This window comes from Rhizobium sp. 0TCS1.26, assembly GCF_050455525.1.
GTDB lineage: Bacteria > Pseudomonadota > Alphaproteobacteria > Rhizobiales > Rhizobiaceae > Neorhizobium.
Genome location: NZ_JBCIYV010000002.1, coordinates 1,260,577 through 1,283,187 on the forward strand (window position 1 = coordinate 1,260,577; position 22,611 = coordinate 1,283,187).

At 62.4% G+C, this 22,611-nt stretch carries 22 protein-coding genes; 13 read left to right on the forward strand and 9 right to left on the reverse strand.

The window, feature by feature from the left end:
* Positions 1-151 precede the first annotated feature (151 nt).
* Positions 152-334: a hypothetical protein gene (locus AAIH46_RS13400; protein WP_430306363.1), complete on the forward strand. Its 183-nt coding sequence runs from the start codon at positions 152-154 to the stop codon at positions 332-334.
* A 103-nt stretch (positions 335-437) separates the two neighbouring features.
* Here AAIH46_RS13400 and AAIH46_RS13405 read toward each other — a convergent pair whose 3' ends face one another.
* The 3 genes from AAIH46_RS13405 to AAIH46_RS13415 form a co-directional block, all read right to left on the reverse strand.
* Entirely contained in the window at positions 438-1,418 is a 981-nt protein-coding gene (locus AAIH46_RS13405) for a sensor histidine kinase (RefSeq protein WP_430306567.1), read from the reverse strand.
* Between the two features lie 33 nt (positions 1,419-1,451).
* On the reverse strand, positions 1,452-1,676 hold the full coding sequence (locus AAIH46_RS13410; RefSeq protein WP_430306364.1) for a hypothetical protein: 225 nt from the start codon (positions 1,674-1,676) through the stop codon (positions 1,452-1,454).
* Between the two features lie 125 nt (positions 1,677-1,801).
* The gene (locus AAIH46_RS13415; protein ID WP_430306365.1) at positions 1,802-2,011 is read right to left on the reverse strand and encodes a cold-shock protein; all 210 of its coding nucleotides are present in this window, start codon (positions 2,009-2,011) and stop codon (positions 1,802-1,804) included.
* Between the two features lie 235 nt (positions 2,012-2,246).
* Between AAIH46_RS13415 and AAIH46_RS13420 the strand changes: the two genes are divergently transcribed.
* Both AAIH46_RS13420 and AAIH46_RS13425 read left to right on the forward strand, forming a co-directional pair.
* On the forward strand, positions 2,247-2,567 hold the full coding sequence (locus tag AAIH46_RS13420) for a hypothetical protein (RefSeq protein WP_430306366.1): 321 nt from the start codon (positions 2,247-2,249) through the stop codon (positions 2,565-2,567).
* Positions 2,568-2,902: 335 nt separating this feature from the next.
* A complete protein-coding gene (locus AAIH46_RS13425) occupies positions 2,903-3,085 on the forward strand; it encodes a hypothetical protein (protein ID WP_430306367.1) in 183 nt (60 codons plus the stop codon).
* A 78-nt stretch (positions 3,086-3,163) separates the two neighbouring features.
* Here AAIH46_RS13425 and AAIH46_RS13430 read toward each other — a convergent pair whose 3' ends face one another.
* The 3 genes from AAIH46_RS13430 to ligD all read right to left on the reverse strand — a co-directional run bounded on the left by AAIH46_RS13430 (position 3,164) and on the right by ligD (position 5,987).
* Positions 3,164-3,331: a hypothetical protein gene (locus AAIH46_RS13430; RefSeq protein WP_430306368.1), complete on the reverse strand. Its 168-nt coding sequence runs from the start codon at positions 3,329-3,331 to the stop codon at positions 3,164-3,166.
* A 309-nt stretch (positions 3,332-3,640) separates the two neighbouring features.
* Positions 3,641-4,567, reverse strand: coding sequence for a manganese catalase family protein (locus AAIH46_RS13435; protein WP_430306369.1), 927 nt, complete (start codon positions 4,565-4,567; stop codon positions 3,641-3,643).
* Between the two features lie 379 nt (positions 4,568-4,946).
* Positions 4,947-5,987: a non-homologous end-joining DNA ligase gene (gene ligD / locus AAIH46_RS13440; protein WP_430306370.1), complete on the reverse strand. Its 1,041-nt coding sequence runs from the start codon at positions 5,985-5,987 to the stop codon at positions 4,947-4,949.
* A 493-nt stretch (positions 5,988-6,480) separates the two neighbouring features.
* Here ligD and rsgA point away from each other — a divergent pair, with 493 nt between their 5' ends.
* The 10 genes from rsgA (at position 6,481) to AAIH46_RS13490 (ending at position 19,943) form a co-directional block, all read left to right on the forward strand.
* Positions 6,481-7,503, forward strand: coding sequence for a ribosome small subunit-dependent GTPase A (rsgA, locus tag AAIH46_RS13445; RefSeq protein WP_430306371.1), 1,023 nt, complete (start codon positions 6,481-6,483; stop codon positions 7,501-7,503).
* 405 nt (positions 7,504-7,908) lie between these two features.
* Positions 7,909-11,349 (forward strand): response regulator, encoded by a 3,441-nt coding sequence (locus tag AAIH46_RS13450; RefSeq protein WP_430306372.1) that lies wholly within the window; start codon positions 7,909-7,911, stop codon positions 11,347-11,349.
* Positions 11,346-12,179: a CheR family methyltransferase gene (locus AAIH46_RS13455; protein WP_430306373.1), complete on the forward strand. Its 834-nt coding sequence runs from the start codon at positions 11,346-11,348 to the stop codon at positions 12,177-12,179. Before AAIH46_RS13450 ends, AAIH46_RS13455 begins: the two co-directional genes overlap by 4 nt.
* On the forward strand, positions 12,176-12,745 hold the full coding sequence (locus AAIH46_RS13460) for a chemotaxis protein CheB (RefSeq protein WP_430306374.1): 570 nt from the start codon (positions 12,176-12,178) through the stop codon (positions 12,743-12,745). The genes AAIH46_RS13455 and AAIH46_RS13460 overlap by 4 nt, the downstream gene beginning before the upstream one ends.
* Positions 12,742-14,298 (forward strand): response regulator, encoded by a 1,557-nt coding sequence (locus AAIH46_RS13465; protein WP_430306375.1) that lies wholly within the window; start codon positions 12,742-12,744, stop codon positions 14,296-14,298. Before AAIH46_RS13460 ends, AAIH46_RS13465 begins: the two co-directional genes overlap by 4 nt.
* Positions 14,299-14,738: 440 nt before the next feature.
* On the forward strand, positions 14,739-15,227 hold the full coding sequence (locus AAIH46_RS13470; protein WP_430306376.1) for a Csu type fimbrial protein: 489 nt from the start codon (positions 14,739-14,741) through the stop codon (positions 15,225-15,227).
* A 14-nt stretch (positions 15,228-15,241) separates the two neighbouring features.
* Entirely contained in the window at positions 15,242-15,964 is a 723-nt protein-coding gene (locus AAIH46_RS13475; protein ID WP_430306377.1) for a fimbrial biogenesis chaperone, read from the forward strand.
* Between the two features lie 34 nt (positions 15,965-15,998).
* Positions 15,999-18,386: a fimbria/pilus outer membrane usher protein gene (locus AAIH46_RS13480; protein ID WP_430306378.1), complete on the forward strand. Its 2,388-nt coding sequence runs from the start codon at positions 15,999-16,001 to the stop codon at positions 18,384-18,386.
* The gene (locus tag AAIH46_RS13485; protein ID WP_430306379.1) at positions 18,368-19,336 is read left to right on the forward strand and encodes a Csu type fimbrial protein; all 969 of its coding nucleotides are present in this window, start codon (positions 18,368-18,370) and stop codon (positions 19,334-19,336) included. The genes AAIH46_RS13480 and AAIH46_RS13485 overlap by 19 nt, the downstream gene beginning before the upstream one ends.
* A gap of 55 nt (positions 19,337-19,391) precedes the next feature.
* Positions 19,392-19,943 (forward strand): metallophosphoesterase family protein, encoded by a 552-nt coding sequence (locus AAIH46_RS13490; RefSeq protein WP_430306380.1) that lies wholly within the window; start codon positions 19,392-19,394, stop codon positions 19,941-19,943.
* A gap of 18 nt (positions 19,944-19,961) precedes the next feature.
* On the opposite strand, the gene AAIH46_RS13495 is transcribed toward AAIH46_RS13490, so the two are convergent.
* The 3 genes from AAIH46_RS13495 to AAIH46_RS13505 form a co-directional block, all read right to left on the reverse strand.
* The gene (locus AAIH46_RS13495) at positions 19,962-20,894 is read right to left on the reverse strand and encodes an NAD(P)/FAD-dependent oxidoreductase (RefSeq protein WP_430306381.1); all 933 of its coding nucleotides are present in this window, start codon (positions 20,892-20,894) and stop codon (positions 19,962-19,964) included.
* Positions 20,895-20,974: 80 nt separating this feature from the next.
* Positions 20,975-21,721: a phosphatase PAP2 family protein gene (locus tag AAIH46_RS13500; RefSeq protein WP_430306382.1), complete on the reverse strand. Its 747-nt coding sequence runs from the start codon at positions 21,719-21,721 to the stop codon at positions 20,975-20,977.
* A 42-nt stretch (positions 21,722-21,763) separates the two neighbouring features.
* Positions 21,764-22,600 carry a DUF1206 domain-containing protein gene (locus tag AAIH46_RS13505; protein ID WP_430306383.1) on the reverse strand — a complete coding sequence of 279 codons (837 nt, stop codon included), beginning with the start codon at positions 22,598-22,600 and terminating at the stop codon, positions 21,764-21,766.
* Positions 22,601-22,611 lie beyond the last annotated feature (11 nt).

Consider the following 22,611-nt stretch of genomic DNA (forward strand, 5'->3'; position numbering starts at 1 on the left):
CCCCACGCCCCGAGATTTGGCGGGACAGCACGGATGGGCTCAAAGGGGGGTACCGGACCGAGCCTGCAACTTCCGGCTCCGGCCGAAGTTGCAGAACCTGTAGACTTTCCACCCCGCTGGCGAACCAAGGACGGTGCGTATGGATGACGAGTTGGCCGACACCCGCACGCACCTTGCTGCCGCGATCCAGCATGCTCGATCCCTGCGCGCGGAACTTCGACAGCAGACGGCAAGAACCCGGACGACAATGGAGAAGATCGAGATCGAGCGCGACCGACTTCGCGACCTGATCAGGACCAGCAACGTTCTGTTGAACTATCGTGACGGCGAGTAAGCGCAGAACCGCGCGGGTCGCGTTTCGACCACCAGTGCCAACGCAGCGATCCTTGATCGAGGAGACCAGCACCGCAGGCCGGAAGGTCACCTTTTCAGCAGGATCAGACGGCCAGTCGACGAGCGTCGATCTTGAGGCTCACCAGCGCGCCCGCCGGCGTCCAGTCATAGGCGATCGAGCCGCCCAGATGTCCCGCCATGGTGCGCTCCAGGAGCTTGCTGCCATAGCCGCCCGGCCCTGTCGGCGGGACGACACTCGGGCCACCCTGCTCGATCCATGAAAGAGTGACATAATGCTCGTCGACGGTCCCGGAGACGTTCAAGGTGCCGGCCGCGGATGACAATGCACCATACTTGAGGGAATTGGTGGCGAGCTCGTGGATAACCAGCGCAAGCCCGGTTGCCGCGGCCTCACCGACGCCCATTCTCGGCACAGCGACCCGGACGCGTCCCGAATAGGCAGCAGTTTCGTCATAGGGAGCGAGCAGGATGGTGATCAGATCGCCGAGCAAAGCTGCGGTTCCCTGGCCTCCGGGCAAAGGTCGAACAAGGTCGTGGGCACGGCCAAGCGCGGTGAGCCGCTCCGTCAGTTGCGAGGTCATGTCGGCAATCGAACTCGATGAGCGGGAGGTCATCTGCGTCAGCCCCGACGCAATGGCGAGCAGGTTCTTCACCCGGTGGCTCATCTCGCCTGCCAGGAGCTCGTGTCCCTCTTCAGCCTGCTTGCGGCCTGTGACATCGAGGAAGATGCCGGTCATCAGGCGCGCAATAATATCCTCGTCACTTCCCTGGCCGCGGGCCGACACCCATCGGACATCTAGGTCGCTCAAGATCCGGAAATCGATCTCGTAGGGACCGACGACGGCGCGCGTCGCTGCAAAGGCCGCCCGTACCCGATCCCGGTCAGCGGGGTGGATCTTGTCCGAAAGATCCTCAAAAGCGAGAACGCCTTCGCTGGTGATGTCCCAGAGCTCGTAGCCGCGCTGGTCCATCCGGAACGCGTCCGTATCGACGTTCCACGTCCAAAGAGACACGCCGGCGGCCTTGATGGCGCGGCGCAACTGGGTGAGGTTCCACTCAGCCATCCCTGGATGATCGGGCACTGGATTTTCCTTACTTCAGGCTTTTCGAGCTCGCCTTGCGATCAGACCGGCGGAGGCCGTCGCGATCGCCTTGGCTTCTTTCGACAGGCGTGCTTCGCGCAGTCGCATCGTCTTTGCATCACGTGCCTGGGTGATGGAGTCCATCTCTTCTACGGCGTGACCGCGGGCGAAGAACTGCGTCTGTGTCAATGCGAGGGCAAGCTCGGCCTTCTGCCGAGATTTGGACTGTGTTTGCGTCATGTGAATTCCGATCCATTCGCGTGCGGAGCATCAAAAAAGGCCAGGCAATTTGCCCGGCCTCGTAGCTGAATAACGTGTTCCGTCAGTGCCGGTACATCCATGGTCAAGGACGGAACCAGTTAGGATCAGGCTGCCTGCAGGTTGCAGGCCGACATCTTGCCCGACTTGTTGTCGCGCTCAAGTTCGTAGCCGAGCTTCTGGCCTTCGACGATTTCGCGCATTCCAGCACGCTCGACGGCCGAGATGTGAACGAAGGCGTCAGCGCCGCCGTCGTCAGGCTGAATGAAGCCGAAGCCCTTGGTGGAATTGAACCATTTTACTGTGCCGGTGGTCATGATGATGAACCCTCTCAAAGCATTGTTGATCGACCGCGCAGCGGGAGCGGCGCGGATGGTGACAGCGATGTTTTTGAAAGGAAGGTTCGTTCAAGGCACGGATGAAACCGCGCGGTAACCAAAGCTCAGCAAGCAAAATATCGATAAACCATAAATAGAAACTGCCCCACGCAAAGTCAACCTTTAGTTTTTTACCGGGCATTGAAGGTGGCAGCCACGCTGCCGTATCAATTATATGGAAAAAACTCAGATAGACGACATCAACGCCCAGATCATCAAGCTTCGCGCGGCCCGGCCGATCTGGGGCGTCGAGGCAAACGACCTGGTGGAGCTTGCCCAGAATGCAGAGCGGGCAGCGGCCAAGCCGGATGAGCGAACGATGCAGCGCGTTCGCGGCCTGATTGAGACGACGACCGGGTGGCACAATACGCTTCTCTATTGGGAGGAGCAGGATGCGGCTCCCGCGCTCAGCGCTGAATTCCGGGTCCTGCGCGGTTCCCTGGATGCGATGCGCTCCGAAGTGGCGAATGCCACGGGCATGTTTCACTCGGAGTGATTATCGACTGCTTTTGACCATGTCGAAGGCAGGTTAGCGGTGCGGAGTCGTCATGCGTACGGATGACAGTCATGTGCGGATGATTTCCGGCTCAAGGCACGCGAGGCGGCTTACGTATCGCTCCATTCGGCCCGTGCCGGATGTCGAGCACTGGTCACGACGCAGTCCGATGAAGCTGCCCTTCATCAACACCAGACTGGATGCGGCTGTCACCTACCGGCTCCACCCGATTACGCCCCTGACACTCTGTGATTGCGAGAGATCAGCGCGGGCAGCGCTGCAGGAACTTATTTTGCGCTGGAGCATTCTTTGCGCGTCGCAAGGAGGCTTTTTCTATGACCCAGACCAAGCAGAAGCCCACGCAAGAAACAGTCAACTACACTGTCGAAACGTTCCAGGCTGCCTATGATCTGCCGCTCGCCAAAGCGGCCGAACTCTTCAGCAGATTTGGGCCGTCGTCGCATGACCTCGATCCGCTTATGAAGGCCTTCAAGAACAGGCGTGCCTTCGATCCCTGATGCCTGAGGCCACGCCGCCTTCTGCAAGCCCCCCTGCCCGCATCCAAAGAGACGGGCAGGGATCAAGTCGTTAAGCAACTACCTTTTGGAAGAGGGTTTTGCCTTGCTGCCCTGGCTGTGTGCGCCGGTGGTCTTAGCGTCGTAACCTTGGCCGTGGTTCGTCCCGCCGAGATGGCCGCCGCCGCTCGTGTTGGCAACCTGCCGCTCGGCCCGCTTGATCTGCTGGGTCGCATCTGTCTTTTTCATGGTGTGCTTTCATCGTGGCAGAGATGAGAAAAGGCCGGGCGTTGCCGCACCGACCTCAATCATCGCCGTCTTCAACTGGTCAGATCACATGTGATCGACGGTGAAGCGACGGCGGCACTTGCGAACATCGAGTATTTTCAACGTTCATCAGCAATGCCGATGTCATCGATATAGGACCAATCGCCGGCCAAACAAGCGCAGCACAAGCGCCACACTGTGGCGCCTCGACCTGCCATGGGACGCAGCGTGTCGTGATGCGAGGCCCCGGTTCGTCTGGGGGCCTCGTTCCGTTTCTTGCTTCTGGTCGAGTTATCTCGACTTCTTGTAGAGCTTCTGGGCGATCTCGAACATTTCTTCCGGCGCGTAGTCGGGCGTAAATGCCGAGGGGACGCCGACGAGCTGATGGATTTTTCCGCCTTCGGGCATTCCGTCAATAACTTCAAGTTCGCCCGGCGGATCATTCGGAAGAGCGACTTCGCCATTGCCCCAGATGCCCGACATCTCCTTGTAGTCGTTCGGGCTGAAGGTGTAGAGGCGGCGGTGCGATCCTTCGTCCAGATATTTCTGGCACTCCGGGATCTTGCTCAGCGGGATGTTCGGCGTCGGCAGAAATTTTTCGATCTCGACGCCGGTGATCTTCTTGAGAGCCAGCGCATAGGCATGGGCGTGAACCGAGCCGCGCACCAGAAGATAGCCGCAGACTTCGCGGCCGGTCGGATCGGTCAGGGTCTCGTAGACGCGCAGCTTATGCAGCCGCGCCCCGCACTCCAGATGGAAATTGTGCAGGAGATCGATCACGACGTTGCCGGTCGTGGTGATGAAGTCGTTGTTCCAGGAGATGCCGTTGCTGTTGACCGGCATGGCACCGCCGCCGCCCGACAGGAAGGCTGCAGCCAGGCGTATGTCCTTCATGTCCTCGAACGGCGCTCCGGAAATATCGCCGCCGTCACCCGTATCGCCCTTCGGCTTGTCTGGACCGTTGTTGAGCATGGCGACACCATTGCTGACAAGCTCCACATGGCCGAGTTCCTCGGCGGTGATGCTCGCGACGAGGCTGTAGAAAGGCTTCAGTTTCTCCTTCGATCGGAAGTTGAAGCTTTGAAACATGTAGTTTCCAAGCGTCGACATCTCACCATACTTGCCGCCGAGGAGCTCCTGCAGCGCGGCTGCGGCATTTGGGTCTGCACGTTTGGGAGCCGGCAGGGAAGCCTGCAGCTGGTCGACTCGCATAAACATATTGATGTCCTTTGGTTGGAGGCGAACTACAACCCTCGTACAGAGCCATTGTTCCTGGATGCTCCGAACGCCTTCGGTGTCACACCGCAGCACAACTCCCGCCAAATAACGGCGCTGCTCAGCCCTCGCGACCCCGAAAACGGCGTCTTCTTTTTGCTCCCTAGGGTTGTGTCTCCTTGGTTTTGGCTCTGCGACTGAGATCATCAGGCACAGAGCCCGCTGCCGCGTTGGACTAGGCGGATAAGGCTGCCATGACGGTCAGTGTCGTGGATGCAGACGGCAGGACCGTCAGCCGCGCAGCCTCGCTCGAGCCGATGATCGGCTCTTCACTTGCAGTCTGACCGATCGGAAGGAAGCCTTCCTTTAGAGGCCGGAGCCCTTATGCGAGGCGGTAGATGTCGGCATTGTCCTGCCTGTCGCGCAACCCCTTGTAGGACGCGTGGCGCAGGCTGCCGTCATTCGTCCAGCCGCGATACTCGATCTCGGCAATCAGCGTCGGGCTGGTCAGCACCAGCTGCTTTCCCGGCAGCCGGATCGCCGGTGTCCTGGTCTTCAGCAGGTCCAGCGTCTGCTTGAGCTCGCGCGCAACAGCCCGTGTGAAGCCGGTGCCGACGCTTCCGACATGCACATAGTCCGAGCCACGCAGAGCCGCCAGCACAAGACTACCGACGGCTCCCCTGTCGGTCGTTGATGGTTCGTAGCCGACGACCACGAAGGCGTCGCTCTCGACGCACTTGATCTTCAACCAATCGCCCGTGCGGCCCGACCGGTAGGGTCGGTCGCGATGCTTGGCGATGATGCCTTCAAGACCGTGCTGGCAGGCTGCCTTTAGGAAGGTCTCCGGGTCCGCTTCGATCTCATGCGAAAAGCGGATCGCGCCATCATCGTCGGTCAGCATCCCCTCGAGCAGCTTTCGACGTGAACTGCATTCCACGCCGGTCAGATCGTGACCGTCGAGATAGAGCAGGTCGAAGGCATAAAGGATCGCAGCGCCCGCCGGCTTCTTGCCGCCTCGACCACCCAGCGAGTTCTGCAGCATGCCGAAGTCCGATCGTCCCTGATCGTCCAGGACAACCGCTTCGCCATCGAGGATGGCCGAGAGCGGCAGCATCTCTTGCGCGGCTGCGACGATCGATGGGAACCGGTGGGTCCAGTCATGGCCGCCGCGCGTCAGGATACGGATCCTGTTCGTCTCGAAGTGGATGGCAAGGCGATAACCATCCCACTTGATCTCGTAGGACCAATCGTCGCCGGCAGGAGGCTGGCTGACAAGTTTGGCGAGGCACGGTTCGATGCGATCGGGCATCGGATCGAAGGCAAGCTCGGGCTGACGGGGATCGCGCCGCCGGATCCGGCGGCTCTGGACCGGTGCATCGTCGGTAAGCAGCGGGCGGCTGGGCTTGCGAGGACGTTTCGTCATCCGCGCACTTCAGCAGGCAGGTCTTAACAAGTCGTAGGCTGCACGTCACTTTGAAGCTGCGTCCGGCACATCCAGGTTCCGGTCTCCAGATAGGTGCGTCCACGCCCGCATTCGCAGGCGATCCCGATCACCTTCGACTACAGGAAGATCCTGAGCTCAAAGCGGTCTGATTCATTCGTCTTTTGCGGGAGTACCTGATAAAGCAGACTGCTGGGCATGACGGTCGACATCATCTTCAGAGTTCCGGAACCATCGATCGACACTGGAGAGCATCTTGGGTTGGAAATCGCCGAAGTTTGAATATGTGAACGGATACAAGATCGTCGAAATCGACGGGCCCGCTTTCCAGGTCTACGATGGCGTACGTCAGATTGGCGAACAGTTCCCCTATTCAGGCGAGGCTGCTGCTTACGCAAACTCGCTTCCGAAGCGCAGCTAGTCCGGCGTCTTGGCGCATCATGATCAAAGTCTGTAAGCCAATGCGAGCGCGAATTTGACGAACGTCCGTCCTCACTCCCCTTTGGAACTGCTGGGTTGGTCCGATTTTTTCGCAGATCAGATCAAGCAGGGCCAGGCGGACCTGATTCCGATGCGCATTGCTTCGGTTCACCGGGCGCGCATCGACACGATCGGCGTTGCGGGGCCGATCGAGCTGCAGCTCGCATCCGACGCCAACACGGGTGATTTTGCGGTCGGTGACTGGGTGCTTGCCGATCCACAGTCGGATATGCTTCTCAGCCGGCTCGAACGGAAGACCGTGTTCCGGCGGCGCCCGGAAGTCGGACGCGGGCAGCAGCTTGTGGCTGCCAATATCGACACCCTGTTGATTGTGACGTCGTGCAATGCCGACTTCAATGTCGAGCGACTGGAACGTTACCTGATCATGGCCAATGAGGCCGGCTGCACGCCAGTTATCGTGCTGACCAAGGCTGACACCGCTGAAGACGTCGGCTCATTCCAGGCCCAGGCGGAGGCATTGCAACGCGATCTGCCAGTTGTTGCCCTGAACGGGCAATCCGCCGATGCGATCACATCCCTGCGTTCGTGGTGCGGCGTTGGACAGACGATCGCGCTTGTGGGATCCTCCGGGGTCGGGAAGTCGACGCTGGTCAACACTCTGACTGGAGCTGCAGCTGGTTCGGAGCAGAAGACCGGGACTATCCGTGAACATGACGCGCAGGGTCGCCACACGACGACTGCGCGGTCGCTGCACGCCATTCCGGGCGGTGGCTGGGTGATCGATACGCCCGGGATCCGAACGCTCTATGTCAGCGACGTCACGGACGGGATCGACACGCTGTTTGCCGACATAACCGAACTGGCACCGCTCTGCCGCTTTCGCGACTGCACCCATGCGCATGAGCCGGGCTGCGCGGTTCAGGCCGCCGTCAAGACGGGTAGTCTTGCCGCCGACCGGCTTGAACGGTGGCGCAACCTCGTATCCGAGAATCGTGATCGAACACCAGTGCTCAGCGGCCCTCGTGGCAACAAGACCTTTCGCAAGAAGAAATACTGACGGTTGGCACGTCAGGATTAGGTCGACGGTTCGGCGAACGGCGGAACATTCGGTATCCAAGCGGATTGACCCGTGCGTTCGCCGCTATCTCCTGCAGCCCAGCTGAAGCGCGCCCTGAAGTGTGACGCTGGGTCTTCATAACGGCGCCCACCGCGTGTCAGAAACGCCGGCAACGTCCCCTCGCATCGCCCCGACACAATAGGCTCGTCAGGCGCTTGAAGCCTGGCTTCACTACCCTAGATTCCACGCGTTGGAAGGGCGCCGGCAACAGCGTATCTACGGCCTGCAAGGTGCAGAACCGGGAATGATGTCGAAGGTTCCATCCCCAGTCGCAATACTGAGGCTCAAGTCAACCTGATACCGTCGTCGTCATCCATTCTGCTTTCCTCTTCCATCGGGATCCTTATGAACAAGCGCATAGCACCGGCATCCAGCCGGCGTACAATCGGCCTCGACCCGGCCGTCCTGTTTGGCCTCCTGGGCGCCACGGCATTTTTCCTGCTGAGTGGCGCTATCGCCTATTTCAACCTCGATACGCTGCGCACCAACAATAGCCGCGTCATTCATTCGCACGAGGTGATCGTCGCGCTCGACGGGCTGATCTCGAGCGCCCAGGATGCCGAAACCGGGCAACGAGGGTTCCTGCTGACCAACAGCGAGCGCTACCTCGACCCCTTCGAGGCCGCACGGATGGCGATCCCCAGGCAGCTGGAGAAGATTGCCCAGCTCACCCAGGACAATCCTTCGCAGCAGGAGCGGATCGCGCTGCTGAAGACCCATGTCGAAGGAAAGCTCGCCGAACTCAACGAGACGATCGTGCTTCGGCGCACGCAGGGCGTCGAGGCAGCGCTGGCGGTCGTCAACTCGGATCGCGGCAAGGCGGAGATGGACGCGATCCGCACGCAGCTGAACGCGATGCGCCAGGAAGAAGCCAAGCTGCGCGCCCAGCGGCTGCTCGAAATGGACGGCGCCTACAAGACCGCCTTCGTCAGCAGCGTTCTTGCCGCCTTGCTCGGTGTGTCGCTGACGCTCGCCATAGGCTTCCTGATGCGTCAGGCGACGATCAGCCGTCGGCGCGAGGATTGGCTGCAGTCGGGACAGGTCGGGCTCAGCGCGGCGTTGATGGGCGACCAGCGAACCGAACAGCTGGGTGAGAGCATCCTGCAGTTCCTGTCCCGCTATGCCGGTGCAGTCGCGGGCACGATCTACGTCAAGGAGCTGGACGATTTCAGCCGCGCCGCCGCCTATGGCGTGCCTGACAGCGCTGCCATTCCCGCCCGCTTCGGGCCGAAGGAAGGGCTTCTCGCCCAGGCCGTTGCCGAAGCACGCACCGTTCTCATCAACGACGTTCCGGACGGCTATCTGACGTTCGGCTCGTCGCTCGGCCGCGACAAGCCGAGGCACCTGGTCATCTCGCCGGGGATCGTCGACGAAGGCGTGAACTCCGTAATCGAGCTCGGATTCCTGCAGCCGGTCGACGAAAGCATCCTCAGCCTGCTTGAGCAGGCGTCTGCGTCGATCGCCACCGCCATCCGCTCGGCAAAGTACCGCAGCGATCTCCAGAACCTGCTGGAGGAGACGCAGCGTCAATCCGAGGAACTCCAGGTACAGGGCGAAGAACTGCGCGTCTCCAACGAGGAGCTGGAGGAGCAGGGTCGTGCGCTGAAGGAATCCCAGGCGCGGCTGGAGCAGCAACAGGTCGAGCTGGAACAGACCAACTCGCAGCTGGAAGAGCAGGCGCAGCAGCTGGAGGCGCAGCGCGACGATCTGGAGCGCGTCAACTCGTCGGTGCAGCTGAAGGCGCGCGAACTGGAACAGGCAAGCCGCTACAAGTCGGACTTCCTTGCCAACATGTCGCACGAACTGCGCACGCCGCTCAATTCGTCGCTGATCCTGGCAAAGCTTCTTGCCGACAATCCGGACGACAACCTGACGCCGGAACAGGTGAAATATGCGCTGACGATCCAGTCGTCCGGCAACGATCTCCTGAACCTCATCAACGACATTCTCGACCTCTCGAAAATCGAGGCCGGCCATGTCGACATCCGCCCCGAACCGGTTTCGATCGAGCGGATGACCAATGGCCTGCGTCAGCTGTTCGAACCGATCGCGCAGAACAAGTCGCTGTCGTTCGAGGTGACAAGCGCGCCGGACCTGCAGCCGATCATCGAGACCGATCCCCAGCGCCTGGAGCAGGTGTTGAAGAACCTGCTGTCGAACGCCTTCAAGTTTACCGAACGCGGCAAGGTGACCCTGTCGCTCGGCCGGGCCGCGGATGGCCGTATCGCCTTTGCCGTTTCCGACACCGGGATCGGCATCGCCGAAGAACAGCAACGCAAGATCTTCGAGGCCTTCCATCAGGCCGACGGCACGATCAGCCGCCGCTATGGCGGCACCGGTCTCGGCCTGTCGATCTCGCGGGAACTGGTCCGGCTGCTTGGCGGCTCGATCGAGGTTGAAAGCCGGCACGGCCAGGGAAGCACGTTCACCGTCATCCTTCCCGAGGCCTATGATCCGTCGAAGGTCGAATCCCGCGACATCCTCAGCGCAAGTGCCCCGACCGTTGCTGCAGCGGCACCGGCCGCGGAAGACAAGCAGCCGCGTCGCGCCGATCGCCACCGCATCGTCGAAGACGATCGCGCGGCCGCCTCGGACGACAAGCGAATCCTGCTGGTGGTGGAGGACGATGATACGTTCGCCGCGATCCTGCGCGACGTGGCGCGGGAAATGGGTTTCCGCACGCTGGTGGCCGGAACCGCCCAGGAGGCACTGGAACTCGCCCAGCAGTTCATGCCGAGCGCGATGGTGCTCGACGTCGGTCTTCCAGACCAGTCCGGCCTGTCGGTTCTTGACCGGCTGAAGCGCGACGTGCGTACGCGGCACATCCCGATCCACATCGTTTCGGCCGACGACTACACCGAAACGGCACTGTCGCTCGGCGCCGTCGGCTACATGCTGAAGCCCGTACAGCGCGAGCAACTCGTCGAGGTGCTGCAGCGGCTTGAGGCAAAGCTGATGCAGGGCGTCCACCGCGTCCTGATCGTCGAGGACAACGAGGTGCAGCGCGAAGCGGTAGCCAAGCTTCTGACCTCGCACGACGTCCAGACCGTCAGCGCCGGAACCGCTGCCGAGTGCCTGACGCTTCTGAAGGAACAGACGTTCGACTGCATGGTGCTCGACCTGTCGCTTCCGGACGCCTCGGGATACTCGCTGCTCGAGACGATCAGCCAGGACAACAGCCATTCCTTCCCGCCGGTGATCGTCTATACCGGACGGGTGCTATCCGCCGATGAGGAGCAGCGGCTGCGCCGCTATTCCAAGTCGATCATCATCAAGGGCGCCAAGTCGCCCGAGCGGCTGCTCGACGAAGTGACCCTGTTCCTCCACCAGGTGGTTTCCGAACTGCCGGCCGAACAGCAGAAGATGATCCGCAAGGCGCGCAACCGGGATGCGCTGCTCGAGGGCCGCAAGATCCTCATCGTCGAGGACGATGTGCGCAACGTCTACGCTCTCACCAACATCCTTGAGCCGCGCGGCGCGATCATCGAGATCGCCCGCAACGGCCAGGAGGCGCTTGACAAGCTTGCCAAGTCGCAGGGCGAGCCGGATGCGGCGATCGATCTGGTGCTGATGGACGTGATGATGCCGGTGATGGACGGCCTGACCGCTACGCGTGAGATCCGCAAGAAGCCCGAGTGGCGCAAACTGCCGATTATCACGCTGACGGCGAAGGCGATGCCCGACGACCAAAGACGCTGTATCGAAGCCGGTGCCAACGACTACATGGCCAAGCCTCTCGACGTCGAAAAGTTGCTTTCTCTGGTTCGAGTCTGGATGCCGCGGTGACCGAAACATTCGAAAAGATCGAGGACATCGAGATCCGGCTTCTGCTGGAGGCTCTGTATGTCCGTTACCACTACGACTTCCGCAACTATGCGATGGCGTCGGTGAAACGCCGTCTTCGGCAGGCACGCGAGCACCTGGGCTTCCCGACCATCTCGGCGCTCCAGGAACGGGTGCTGCACGACGAGACCATGCTGCCGCGCCTGCTCGGCTACCTGACCGTGCAGGTGAGCGAGATGTTCCGGGATCCCAGCTATTTTCGCGCCATCCGCGAGACGGTCGTGCCACATTTGAAGACCTATCCGTCGCTGAAGATCTGGATTGCCGGCTGCAGCGGCGGCGAAGAGCTCTACTCGTTCGTCATCCTGTTCCGCGAGGAAGGGCTGGAAGAACGGACCATCTTCTATGCGACCGACATCAATCAGGATGCCCTGCGCACCGCCGAGGCCGGCGTCTACGGTCTCGACCGGCTGCAGCTGTTCACCGAGAACCACCGGAAGTCGGGCGGCAAGTCCTCGCTGTCCGACTATTACTCGACGGGGTATAACCGGGCGACGTTTGACCGTTCGCTGAGGGAACGGGTGGTATTTTCCGACCACAGCCTGGTGACGGACGCCGTGTTCGGCGAGATGCATCTCGTCTCGTGCCGCAATGTGATGATCTACTTCGATCGGCCCCTGCAGGATCGCGCCATCGGCCTGTTCAAGGACTCCCTGTCCCGGAAGGGGTTCCTCGGCCTCGGCGCCAAGGAGAGCCTGCGGTTTTCCGACCATGCCGGCGCATTCAACGAGTTCGTCCGCGAGGAGAAGATCTATCAGAGGATCGGCAAATGACGGGTCCGCGCACGAGCGCCATCGTCATCGGCGCGTCCGCCGGCGCCCTGGACGCGCTGTCGGTCATCCTGCCCCGGCTTCCCGCCGACTTTCCGCATCCGCTGATGATCGTCGTGCATGTGCCGCCGGACAAGCGAAGCGTGCTCGCCGACCTGTTCGGCAAGAAAAGCAGGATCAGCGCCGTCGAAGCGGAAGACAAAGAGCCGATCAAGCCGGGAACGGCCTATTTTGCACCCCCGGACTATCATCTTCTGGTCGAGGCGGATATGACACTGGCACTGACGAACGAGGAGCCCGTCCTCTTCTCTCGCCCCTCTATCGACGTGTTGTTCGAGAGCGCGGCAGACGTATTCGGGACGGCGCTTACGGCGATCATCCTGACCGGAGCCAACCAGGATGGCTCGCAAGGTTCGAAAGCAGTCGCCGCGGCGGGCGGCAATGTCATTGTTCAGGATCCCGAGGAGGCGTTCGCGTCAGCCATGCCGGAGGCAGCCATCAAAGCGTGTCCGGGCGCCAGAGTCATGTCGCTCGATGCGATCGCTGACCATCTACGGAGCATCGTATGATCATGAGCCCAGTCACGTTTCTATTGGTCGACGACCTTGAGGAAAATCTGCTGTCGCTCGAGGCGCTGCTGCGCCGCGACGATCTGAAGCTGCTGAAAGCCCGCTCCGGCGATCAGGCACTGGAACTGCTGCTCGAGCACGACGTAGCGCTGGCGCTCATCGACGTGCAGATGCCGGGCCTCAACGGCTTCGAACTCGCGGAACTGCTGCGCGGCAACGAACGAACGCGCCGGGTACCGATCATTTTCGTCACCGCCGGCAGCACCGACAGCAAGCGGCGGTTCCAGGGGTACGAAGCGGGTGCCGTCGACTTCATCCAGAAGCCGATCGAGGCGGATATCCTGCGCAGCAAGGCTGACGTGTTCTTCGAACTCTACCGCCAGCGACAGCAGATTGCCGCACAGCGCGACGAACTGCAGCTGCAGGCCGAAGCCTTGAAGGACGCCGATCGGCGCAAGGATGAATTCCTGGCGACCCTCGCCCACGAGCTTCGCAACCCGCTGGCCCCTCTGCGCAACGGTCTCGACATCCTGCGCCGCAGCCCCGACGGCGAAAACGCTTCCGACATCCGCGAGATGATGGACCGCCAACTCGTGCATCTCGTGCGGCTGATCGATGACCTGCTCGACGTGTCGCGCGTCAGTCAGGGCAAGATCGAGCTGCGCAAGGAGCCGATCATGCTGGCAGATGTCATCCGGTCGGCGGTCGAAGCGAGCCGGCCGTCCATCGATTCGGCGGGGCATTCCCTCACCGTCGACGTCGCCGACGACCAGCTCTATGTCGACGGCGATCAGGTGCGTCTATCACAGGCGATCTCCAATCTCCTGAACAATGCTGCAAAGTACACGCCGCCAAAGGGCAGGATAAACCTCGCCGTCAACCTGCAGGGAGAGACGGCCGTCATTGCGGTTTCAGACAACGGCTTCGGGATCCCGCCCGACATGCAGTCGAAGGTCTTCCACCTGTTTACGCAGATCGACGATCACCTGCAGAAGGCACAGGGAGGGCTCGGCATCGGCCTTGCGCTGGTGAAGCAGCTGATCGAGCTTCACGGCGGCACCGTCACGGCCTACAGCGCCGGCCAGGGTCGAGGCAGCACGTTCACCATTCGGCTGCCCGTCATCGCCTCGCCGCGACTGGCGGAGACAGCCGAAACGACAACACCGACGGGTCCATTGAGACACAGCCTGCGAGTACTCGTCGTCGAGGACAATCCGATCATCGCCGACACGCTCGGCATGCTGCTTGAAGATATCGGGCACCAGTTCGAGGCTGTGCATGACGGCCGCCAGGCGCTCGACGCCGCGCGGCATTATCGACCCGATGTGATCCTTTTGGATATCGGGCTCCCCGGCATGGACGGCTACGAGGTTTGCCGGGCGCTGCGCAACGACCCGGAGTTCGAGAAAACCACCATCATCGCGCAGACCGGATGGGGCCAGAGCCGCGACAAGGATCTGGCGTCGGAAGCCGGATTCGACTTCCATCTCACCAAGCCGGTTCCGCTCGAGCATCTTCAGAAAGTCCTGGCGACCGTCACGTCGCAGGGCTGATCCAGCCCGTCCCGCATCGACAGCGGCGCTCGCCATCCTGCAACCGGAAGCGGTCGGCTCGCTTGCCCAGACGGCGCGGGCGCACAGCGTCGTGCGGTCGGTTTCGGATGATGAAGGCCGGCACGCTTCAGGCTGCCGATCGTTGCCGTCAACTGTCGACAATCCGCGGAGCCGTACAACGTGCCCGCGAGCCTGCAGAAGCTCTCCGGTCCCGCCGCTTCTCCTTTTTCATTGGCCTCTGTGCTCCAAAGGCCGTGTTTTGCGAGGGGTGGATGCAAAAACCTGCCAGGCTACAACCCCCACCTTGTAAAATCCCTTCATTGATGATTAAGGTCTAATATGAGATAGTCCGAATATACGAGCCACTGGTTGTGTCTGGTTGCGCATCTTGCGTCGCCCCGGTCTCGGAGTTCGGTTGCGTTAACAAGGAAGGATCGGGAATGCTCTCATTGAAAGGCCCTGTTGCGGTCGCCGGTATCGTCGTCGCCCTGACCCCTGCACCCAGCTTCTCGCAGACCTCGACTGCCAACTTCAACGTGCAGATCACCATCCAGGCCGAGTGCCAGATCAACTCTGCGACCAACCTGAACTTCGGCACGAGCGGCGTCATCGACACCAACATCGATGCTGCCAGCGCGATCGCCGTCCAGTGCACGCAGGGCGTCCCCTACGCCATCAGCCTGAACGGCGGAACGACGCCGGGCGGCACCGTCGCGGCCCGTCTGATGGCGGGTCCCGGTGGCGCAACGATCGGCTACTCGCTGTTTACCAATGCCGAGCGGACCGCCGTATGGGACGAGACCAATACCGTGCCGGGCACCGGCACCGGCGCTGAACAGGTCTATCCCGTCTATGGACGCGTCGTGCCGCAGGCGACACCCGCCGCAGGCGTCTATCAGGATACGGTCACGGCAACTCTCACCTATTGATCAGGAGGCTGAACATGCGGATCACTCTGCTGATGGCGACCCTGATTGCGGGCTTGCAATTGTCTCCTGCCACCGCGGCATCGCTGCGCATCGCACCTGTCCTGGTCGATCTCAGCGCACCGACTTCCGCGACGACGCTACGGATCTGGAACGATGCGCAGAGTCCGGCGAATGTCCAGGTGCGTATCTTCCAGTGGAGCCAGAATGGCGGCAAGGACGTTTTCACGCCCGCCACGGACGTCGTCGTCAGCCCGCCGATCACCAAGCTGGAAAGCGGCGGCGAAAACATGATCCGCATCGTTCGGACGTCGAAGACGCCGGTCCGCGGCGAGGAAAGCTACCGGGTGGTCATCGACGAATTGCCGCAGGCCGCCAACCGGCAACCGGCTGGAACGGTCAATCTCGTCGTGCGCCACTCGATCCCGGTGTTCTTCTCCTCCGGTTCCAACACGGGTGCCGAGCCGGCCTGGTCGGTCCGCCGCACGAAGGGCGGTTATGAGGTAAATCTCGCAAACAGCGGCGGCAAGCGCATCCGGATTGCCAATCTCGCACTTCTGGATGCCGGCGGCACGGCCGTGGCGAAACAGCAAGGGCTGGTCGGGTACGTCCTCGGCCGCTCGAACGCAACATGGTTCATTCCGGCTTCAGGTGGCAAGGCTGGCGGCAACTCTCTGACCATATCGGCCGAGAGCGACATTGGAAGCATCAGTGCCAGGGCGAGTGTCAGGGGCGGCTGACGCCTTCGGACTGACGATACTGGCTCTTGCAGTCATGACATCGAGCTTTGAGAGCGCGGCGCAGGGTTTGCCACCTCCGTCGGTGGCGAATGCTTTGCCCATCGGCGGCCCTGTCGAACTGCAGCTCGAAGTCTATGTCAACGACGTCTCTTCCCAGCTCGTCGCGACCGTGCGTCAGGATCTCGAAGGCAACCTGTTCATCGAGCCCAGCCAGTTGAAGAATGTCGGCATTCTCCCCGCCAGGAGCGCAGTGGAGAAGGATGGCTGGGTAGCGATCTCTCGTCTGCCGAACGTCGCCTGGGAGTATGACGAGGACAACCAGATCCTGCGTTTCTCTGCAGTCGAAGCCGCGCGTGCGGCGAAGGTGATCGACGTGGCTCCAACCCCTTCCACGGCGCTGGCCGAGGCAGGGGACGGCGAGGATACGCAGGCGGGATCAGGGACCGGCGCCCTGGTCAACTACACCCTCTATGCCTCCACCGGCGGCAATGGCTGGTCGGACCTTGCCGAGTTCCAGGGGCTCTCGGCCCTGACGGAGGCCCGTGCCTTCAGCGGGCTCGGTGTCCTGTCCTCCTCGCAGATCTTCGCGACGAGCCTCGACAACTCCTTCGACATGACGCGGCTGGACACGACCTGGTCCTATTCCGACGAAGCCCGGATGATGACCTATAATGGCGGCGACATCATCACCGGCGGGCTTGCCTGGACACGGCCGGTCCGCATGGGCGGACTTCAGGTGCAGCGGAATTTCGCGCTGCGACCGGATTCCGTCACCATGCCGATGCCGATCTTTGCCGGGTCGGCCGCCGTTCCCTCGACCGTTGACGTCTATGTCGACAATACGCGCCGTCTGTCCGAACAGGTGCCCGCCGGGCCGTTCGCCATCACCAACATGCCAGTCGTCACCGGCCACGGAACGGCGCGGATCGTCGTGCGCGACAGCCTCGGACGCGAGACGATATCCGAACGGCCATTCTTCGCATCCGCCGATCTGCTTGCCGACGGTCTCTTCGATTTCTCGGCCGAGATCGGCTATGCCCGCCGGTCCTTCGGTATCGACAGCTTCAACTATGACGAGGCGCTGGTCGGATCGGCTACCGCCCGCTACGGCGTGACTGACCGCCTGACCCTGGAAGGCCATGCGGAGGCCGGGCAAGACTTCTACACTGTCGGCATCGGCGGGGTCTTCAACGTCGCGGACTATGCGCTCGCCTCGCTTTCCGGTGCCACCAGCCGCTTCGCCGGAGAGACCGGCTTCCAGGTTGCCGGCAGCCTTGAGACCGAAATCCTCGGCGCCAAGGTTTTTGCCCGCACCCAGCGGACCTTCGGCGAGTTCAACGATATCGCCTCGGTCACCGCGGAGCGTTCGGATGCGCGCATCCCCGGCGACGACCAAGGCGTCCTCCCTCCAAAGGCCCTCGACCAGATCTCCGTCTCAACGCCTCCGCTGTTCGGCGAGACGACGCTCAACCTGTCCTTCACCCAGATCGAGAGCTTCGACGACACGCGCTCGCGGATCCTCGGCGTCACGGCCAACCGACCGATCGGCGATAGCGCCAATCTGTTCGTCACCGCCTACAAGGATCTCGGGGAGGAGAACAGCTACGGAATATTCGCCGGACTTTCCTGGTCGTTCGGCAGCAACCTGTCGGCTTCGGTCGGAGCATCGCTCGACGACAAGCACTACGCGATCACCACCGACATCAGCAGATCCGAAGGCCAGGAGATCGGAAGCTACGGCTGGCGGCTGCGCGGATCGATGGGCAAGGACGCGATTGCCGCCGCAAGCGCCAGCTACCGGGCTCCGGCGGCGCGGCTCGAAGGCGGCGTCGAGACGATCAATGACAACACGCGCACCTATGGCCAGGTTGAGGGATCGATCGTTGTGGCCGGTGGTGACGTGTTTCTTGGCGAGCGCGTCGATGACGCTTTCGGCATCGTCGATGCCGGCGCACCGAATGTGTCCGTGATGATCGAGAACCGTCCGATCGGCCAGACGAACCGGCGCGGCAAGATCCTCCTGCCGAACCTGCGCTCCTATGACAAGAACAGGATCTCGATCGACCCCACCAACCTGCCGCTCGACGCCAAGATCGATACGACGAAGCGCATCGTTCGACCGAAGGATCGGGCCGGCGCGATCGTAGACTTCCAGGTCGAGACCGGGCTGCAGGCGGCGCTGATCACGCTCCGGAACGAGAGCGGCGAGCACATCGCCGTCGGCGCGGCAGGCACGACGCCTTCCGGCACTGAACTCCTCGTCGGCTATGACGGCCAGATCTTCCTCGACGACGTGCAGGCGGCTCAGACGATCGACTTCGTCCTGCCGGGAGGCGGCGCCTGCCGCGCAACGATCCCGGCCATCGCGGTCGCCAGCAACAGCATGGGAACAGGAGAGGCCGTATGCAGCGCCACCCGCTAAGAAAGATCGTCCGTTCTCTGCTGCTGGGCGTGCTCCTTTCCCTGTCGCCGGCACTTGCGCAGGCCGCTTGCAGCTTCACGATCAGCGACCTCAATTTCGGTAGCGTCAATCTGCTCGGTGCAAGCACCTACGACAGCACGGCGACCGTCAACATCTCCTGCACCAACACCGATCTGCTGTCGCTCACCTACCGGATCTGCCTCAACCTCAATGCCGGCGGGGTGCCGGCCACAGGCTCGACCCGCAATCTCGCCAATGGGAGCAGCCGGATCACCTACCAGCTCTTTCAGGACGCCAACCGCACGGTACCGTGGGGATCGAATACGTCGACGGGCTTCGGCAATCCACCTCAGGTCAATATGCTGGTTCTGCCAGGAGTGACGCTGAACGCGACACGAACGATCTATGGCCGCATCCTGGGCCCGCAGGCGACGGCACCCGGCGGCCTGTACACCTCGTTGTTCTCAGGTGCCGGCGGCGCCAACTTCACCTACGCGCCTCTCGCGCTGGCAACCGCATGCAGCAATATCAACCAGAACCCGACACGACCGCAGTTCACCGTACGCGCCAATGTCGACCGCACCTGCAACGTCAACGCCCTGCCGATGAACTTCGGTACGCACGGCGTGATCGATAGCGTGGTGGATGCGACAAGTTCACTATCGGTGACCTGCTCGACCGGGTTGCCATACACGATCGCGCTCAACAATGGGGAAACGGGAACAGCGCCCGATCAGCGGCGAATGACCCGAGGAAACCAGGCGGTCATCTATGGGCTTTACCAAAATGCGGCGCGGTCGCGTGTCTGGGGGCCGGCAGCCGATCAGGGGGTGGGATCCGTCGGCACGGGCGCCGGTCAGACTTTTCCGATCTACGGCCGCATTGTGCCGCAGACGACGCCGTCGCAGGGCGTCTACAACGACACGGTCGTGGTGACCGTCACCTATTGAACCTCAAGGCAGATCGACGGTTTCTTCGCGCGCGACGGCCTCTATATGTTGAAGAATGCCAACCACATACTTCACCAGCGATACGCATTTCGACGACCCCCGCGTCCTCAGGATAGATCGGCGGCCGTTCGCCAATCTCGACCTGCACGACGAGACGCTGATCCGCAACTGGAACGAACGCGTCAAGGAAGACGACGAGGTCTTCCACCTGGGCGATGTGATGTCGACCCGCCGCAGCAGTCCTGAAACGCTGCTTGCCCGGTTGAACGGCCGCAAGCACCTCATCGTCGGCAACAACGATCCACAGATGGTGCAGGATTGGCCCGGCTGGGCCAGCGTCCGCTCCTACCTCGAGATGGAGCTGGACGGCCACTTCCTCATTCTCTGTCACTATCCATTTCGCACCTGGAACCGGATGGGCAAGGGCGCCGTCAATCTGCATGGTCATTCGCACGGCCGGCTGAAGCCGATGCCGCGTCAGTTCGACGTGGGGGTCGATCCGCAGGCGCTCTATCCGGTGACGCTGGCTGAGATCCTCGCTTCGCGAACGCGCGGCAGGAAGGCCACACCTCCCGCACGACCCGATCCGGGCCCGGACTCTGCGTAAGGCACAGTGACCTGAGCTTCACCCATGTCCACCGCCGACGCGCATCAGCGGCCGACGTGCCGCCAGATCGTTGCGGATGGCCGTCGCCGCGACGGCGCCCTGGCCCATGGCATTGACGATCTGGTCGAGCCCGGCCACCACATCGCCGGCGGCGTAGAATCCGTTGATCGTCGTGCGCTGGTGGCGGTCGACAATCGGACAGCCGTCCTTCGACATCCGGGCGCCGAGCGACGTCGCAAGACGGCCGCGTACTTCCGTGCCAAGGCCGACATAGAGCGATGCGAACGTCAACGACGTCTCCGGCAGGTCGAGGCGGATCTCGTCGCCATCGATGGCCATGGCGTGCGGTACCGGCTCCAGGCAGACGATCCCCGCCGCCGTCAGACGCGCGCGGTCGTCGCCGCTCAGCCGATGGCCGCCCACCGGCGGCACAAGCGTCACGCGATCGGTGAAGCCGCGGATAAAGGTGGCCTCGTTGACTCCGTGCGTCCCGGTGCCGACTACCGCGACGGATTTGTCGGTAACTTCGAAGCCGTCGCAGATCGGGCAATAGCGCAGCAGGCCGCGAAACAGAGCCTCGTCATGCATTGCCTCATCCATCGTCGGGCGGTGGTTGATGACACCCGTCGCCAGAAGCACGGTGCGGGCGACCTCCTCCACGGCGCCGCCGACCGCGACGAAACGGTCGCCATCGCTGCGCAGTTCCTGCACTTCGATCTGCCGCCGCGCCACGCCGAAACCATCCACCTGGGTGCGCATCCGGGCCAGTAGATCCTTGCCGGAGATGCCATCCGGGAATGCCGGCTGGTTGTGGCTGAGCGGAATGAGGTCGGCGCGGCTCTTGCCCGCATCCAGAAGCAGCACCGACATGTGGAAGCGTGCCAGATACAGGGCTGCCGTCAGCCCGGCCGGACCGCCGCCAATGATGATGCAATCGTACAGGTGACGCATGTTTCTCCGAGCGTTGTTACGCGCGCGGTACTTGCGGCAGCCGCCAAAGTTCCACAGGTGGCTGAGGGCATCGCGACCGGTCAGTCACGCGGGTCGGGATCTGAACCTGCGACCGATGCCTCCGGCTCCGGCCGAGCGGAAATGTAGCGCCGGGCGAGCATCCAGCACGCCAAGGCCCAGGTGGCGCCGGCGCACCAGCCACCCAGGACGTCGGTGGGATAGTGGACGCCGAGGAAGACCCGGCTCAAGCCGACGAGCAAGGTGAGGAAGACCGCAGCGCCGATCATGAAAAGCCGGGTGCTGCGTGTCGACTGGGCCCTCGACAGGAGCGCCCCCAGGGTCAGATAGGTCACGGCCGACAGCATCGCATGCCCGCTTGGAAAACTCAGATCGCTGACATCCACCAGATGCGGCACGATATCCGGACGCGGTCGGGCGATGAGGATCTTCAAGAGGCTGCTGGCGGTCCAACCGCCCAGCACCGAGCCTGCGGTGAAAACGGCGATCTCGAAGCGTCGCGAGAGAACGAGATAGCCGACGGTGATGATGGTCATGATCGACAGCACCGTGACGCCGCCAAGTGCGGTGATATCGCGGACCGCGTGGTTGAGCCAGGCCGGGCCGATCGTTTGCGACGGATCACCGGCCTGGCGCAGCGCCAAAAGCATGAGCTCGTCCAGGGCGAAAGCTTCGCCCTCCAGCACTTCGCTCGTCAGCTTGGCAAACAGGAAAAGACCACCGGCAAGCAGCGCAAAGAACAGCAGGCTCGCCTGCTCCATGCTGACGAACCTCTGCGCGGCACGTCCGACAAGCCTGCGATAGTTCATCGATCGTCCTTCTTACTCGTGCGTCATGCAGCCGGCCAGACGCTAAATCGGCATCGCCTGTCTGGCCTGCTGCAGGCTCGGCGGTTGTACCCGGCGGTAGCGCGCCTCAATGAAACCGTAGAGGCCGAAGGACAGGAGACCAAGCCCCAGCAGGATATAAAGCGCGGCGCCGAACGGCAACTGCCTGACCCAGGTCAGCGCATCGGCGGTGCTGCCTGCCTGATCGGGATCAACGGCGAAGGCCGCATAGAGAAAGAAGCTGGCGACGATGAGAAACACGACGCCCTTGGCCACAAGCCCGAAGACGCAGGCGAGATCCAGCGCCGGATGCAGGTGCGCGTCGAGCGACAGAAACCGCCGATAGCGCCGGCCGATGCCCTTGAAGATCAACGCCAAGCCGGCGCCGAGGATGCACAGGCCGACAATGCCGACCAGATAGGGACCGAAAGGCTGCCGTATCAGCCAGGCAGTCCAGCTCCGCGAGCCGTCGCCGGAACCACCGCCGCCCATCTGCAGCGCGTGGCTTACGGCATAGAAAGCGAGACCGCTGTAGGTGATGGCGCTGACGAGCATTCCGGCCCGGGCGACGTAGCCCTTGGCGTTCTCCGGATGATTGTCGGCATTGGCGACTGCCTGCATGAGGCGCCACAGGACGAAACCGATGAGCGCCACGGCAACGAGACCAAGCCAGATGCGACCGAAGGGCTGATCCAGCAGCAGTTGCAGCGCCGACTTCGAATCCGGACTACCGCCGCCGACACTGCCAAGCAGCACAAGGCCCGCCACCATCACATAGACGAGCCCGCGCGCCGCGTAACCTGCACGCGCCAGCCATTCCAGTCTCTCCGTCGCCGATCTCTCCGCCGCCTGTCTTGTCATTGCCATCTCAA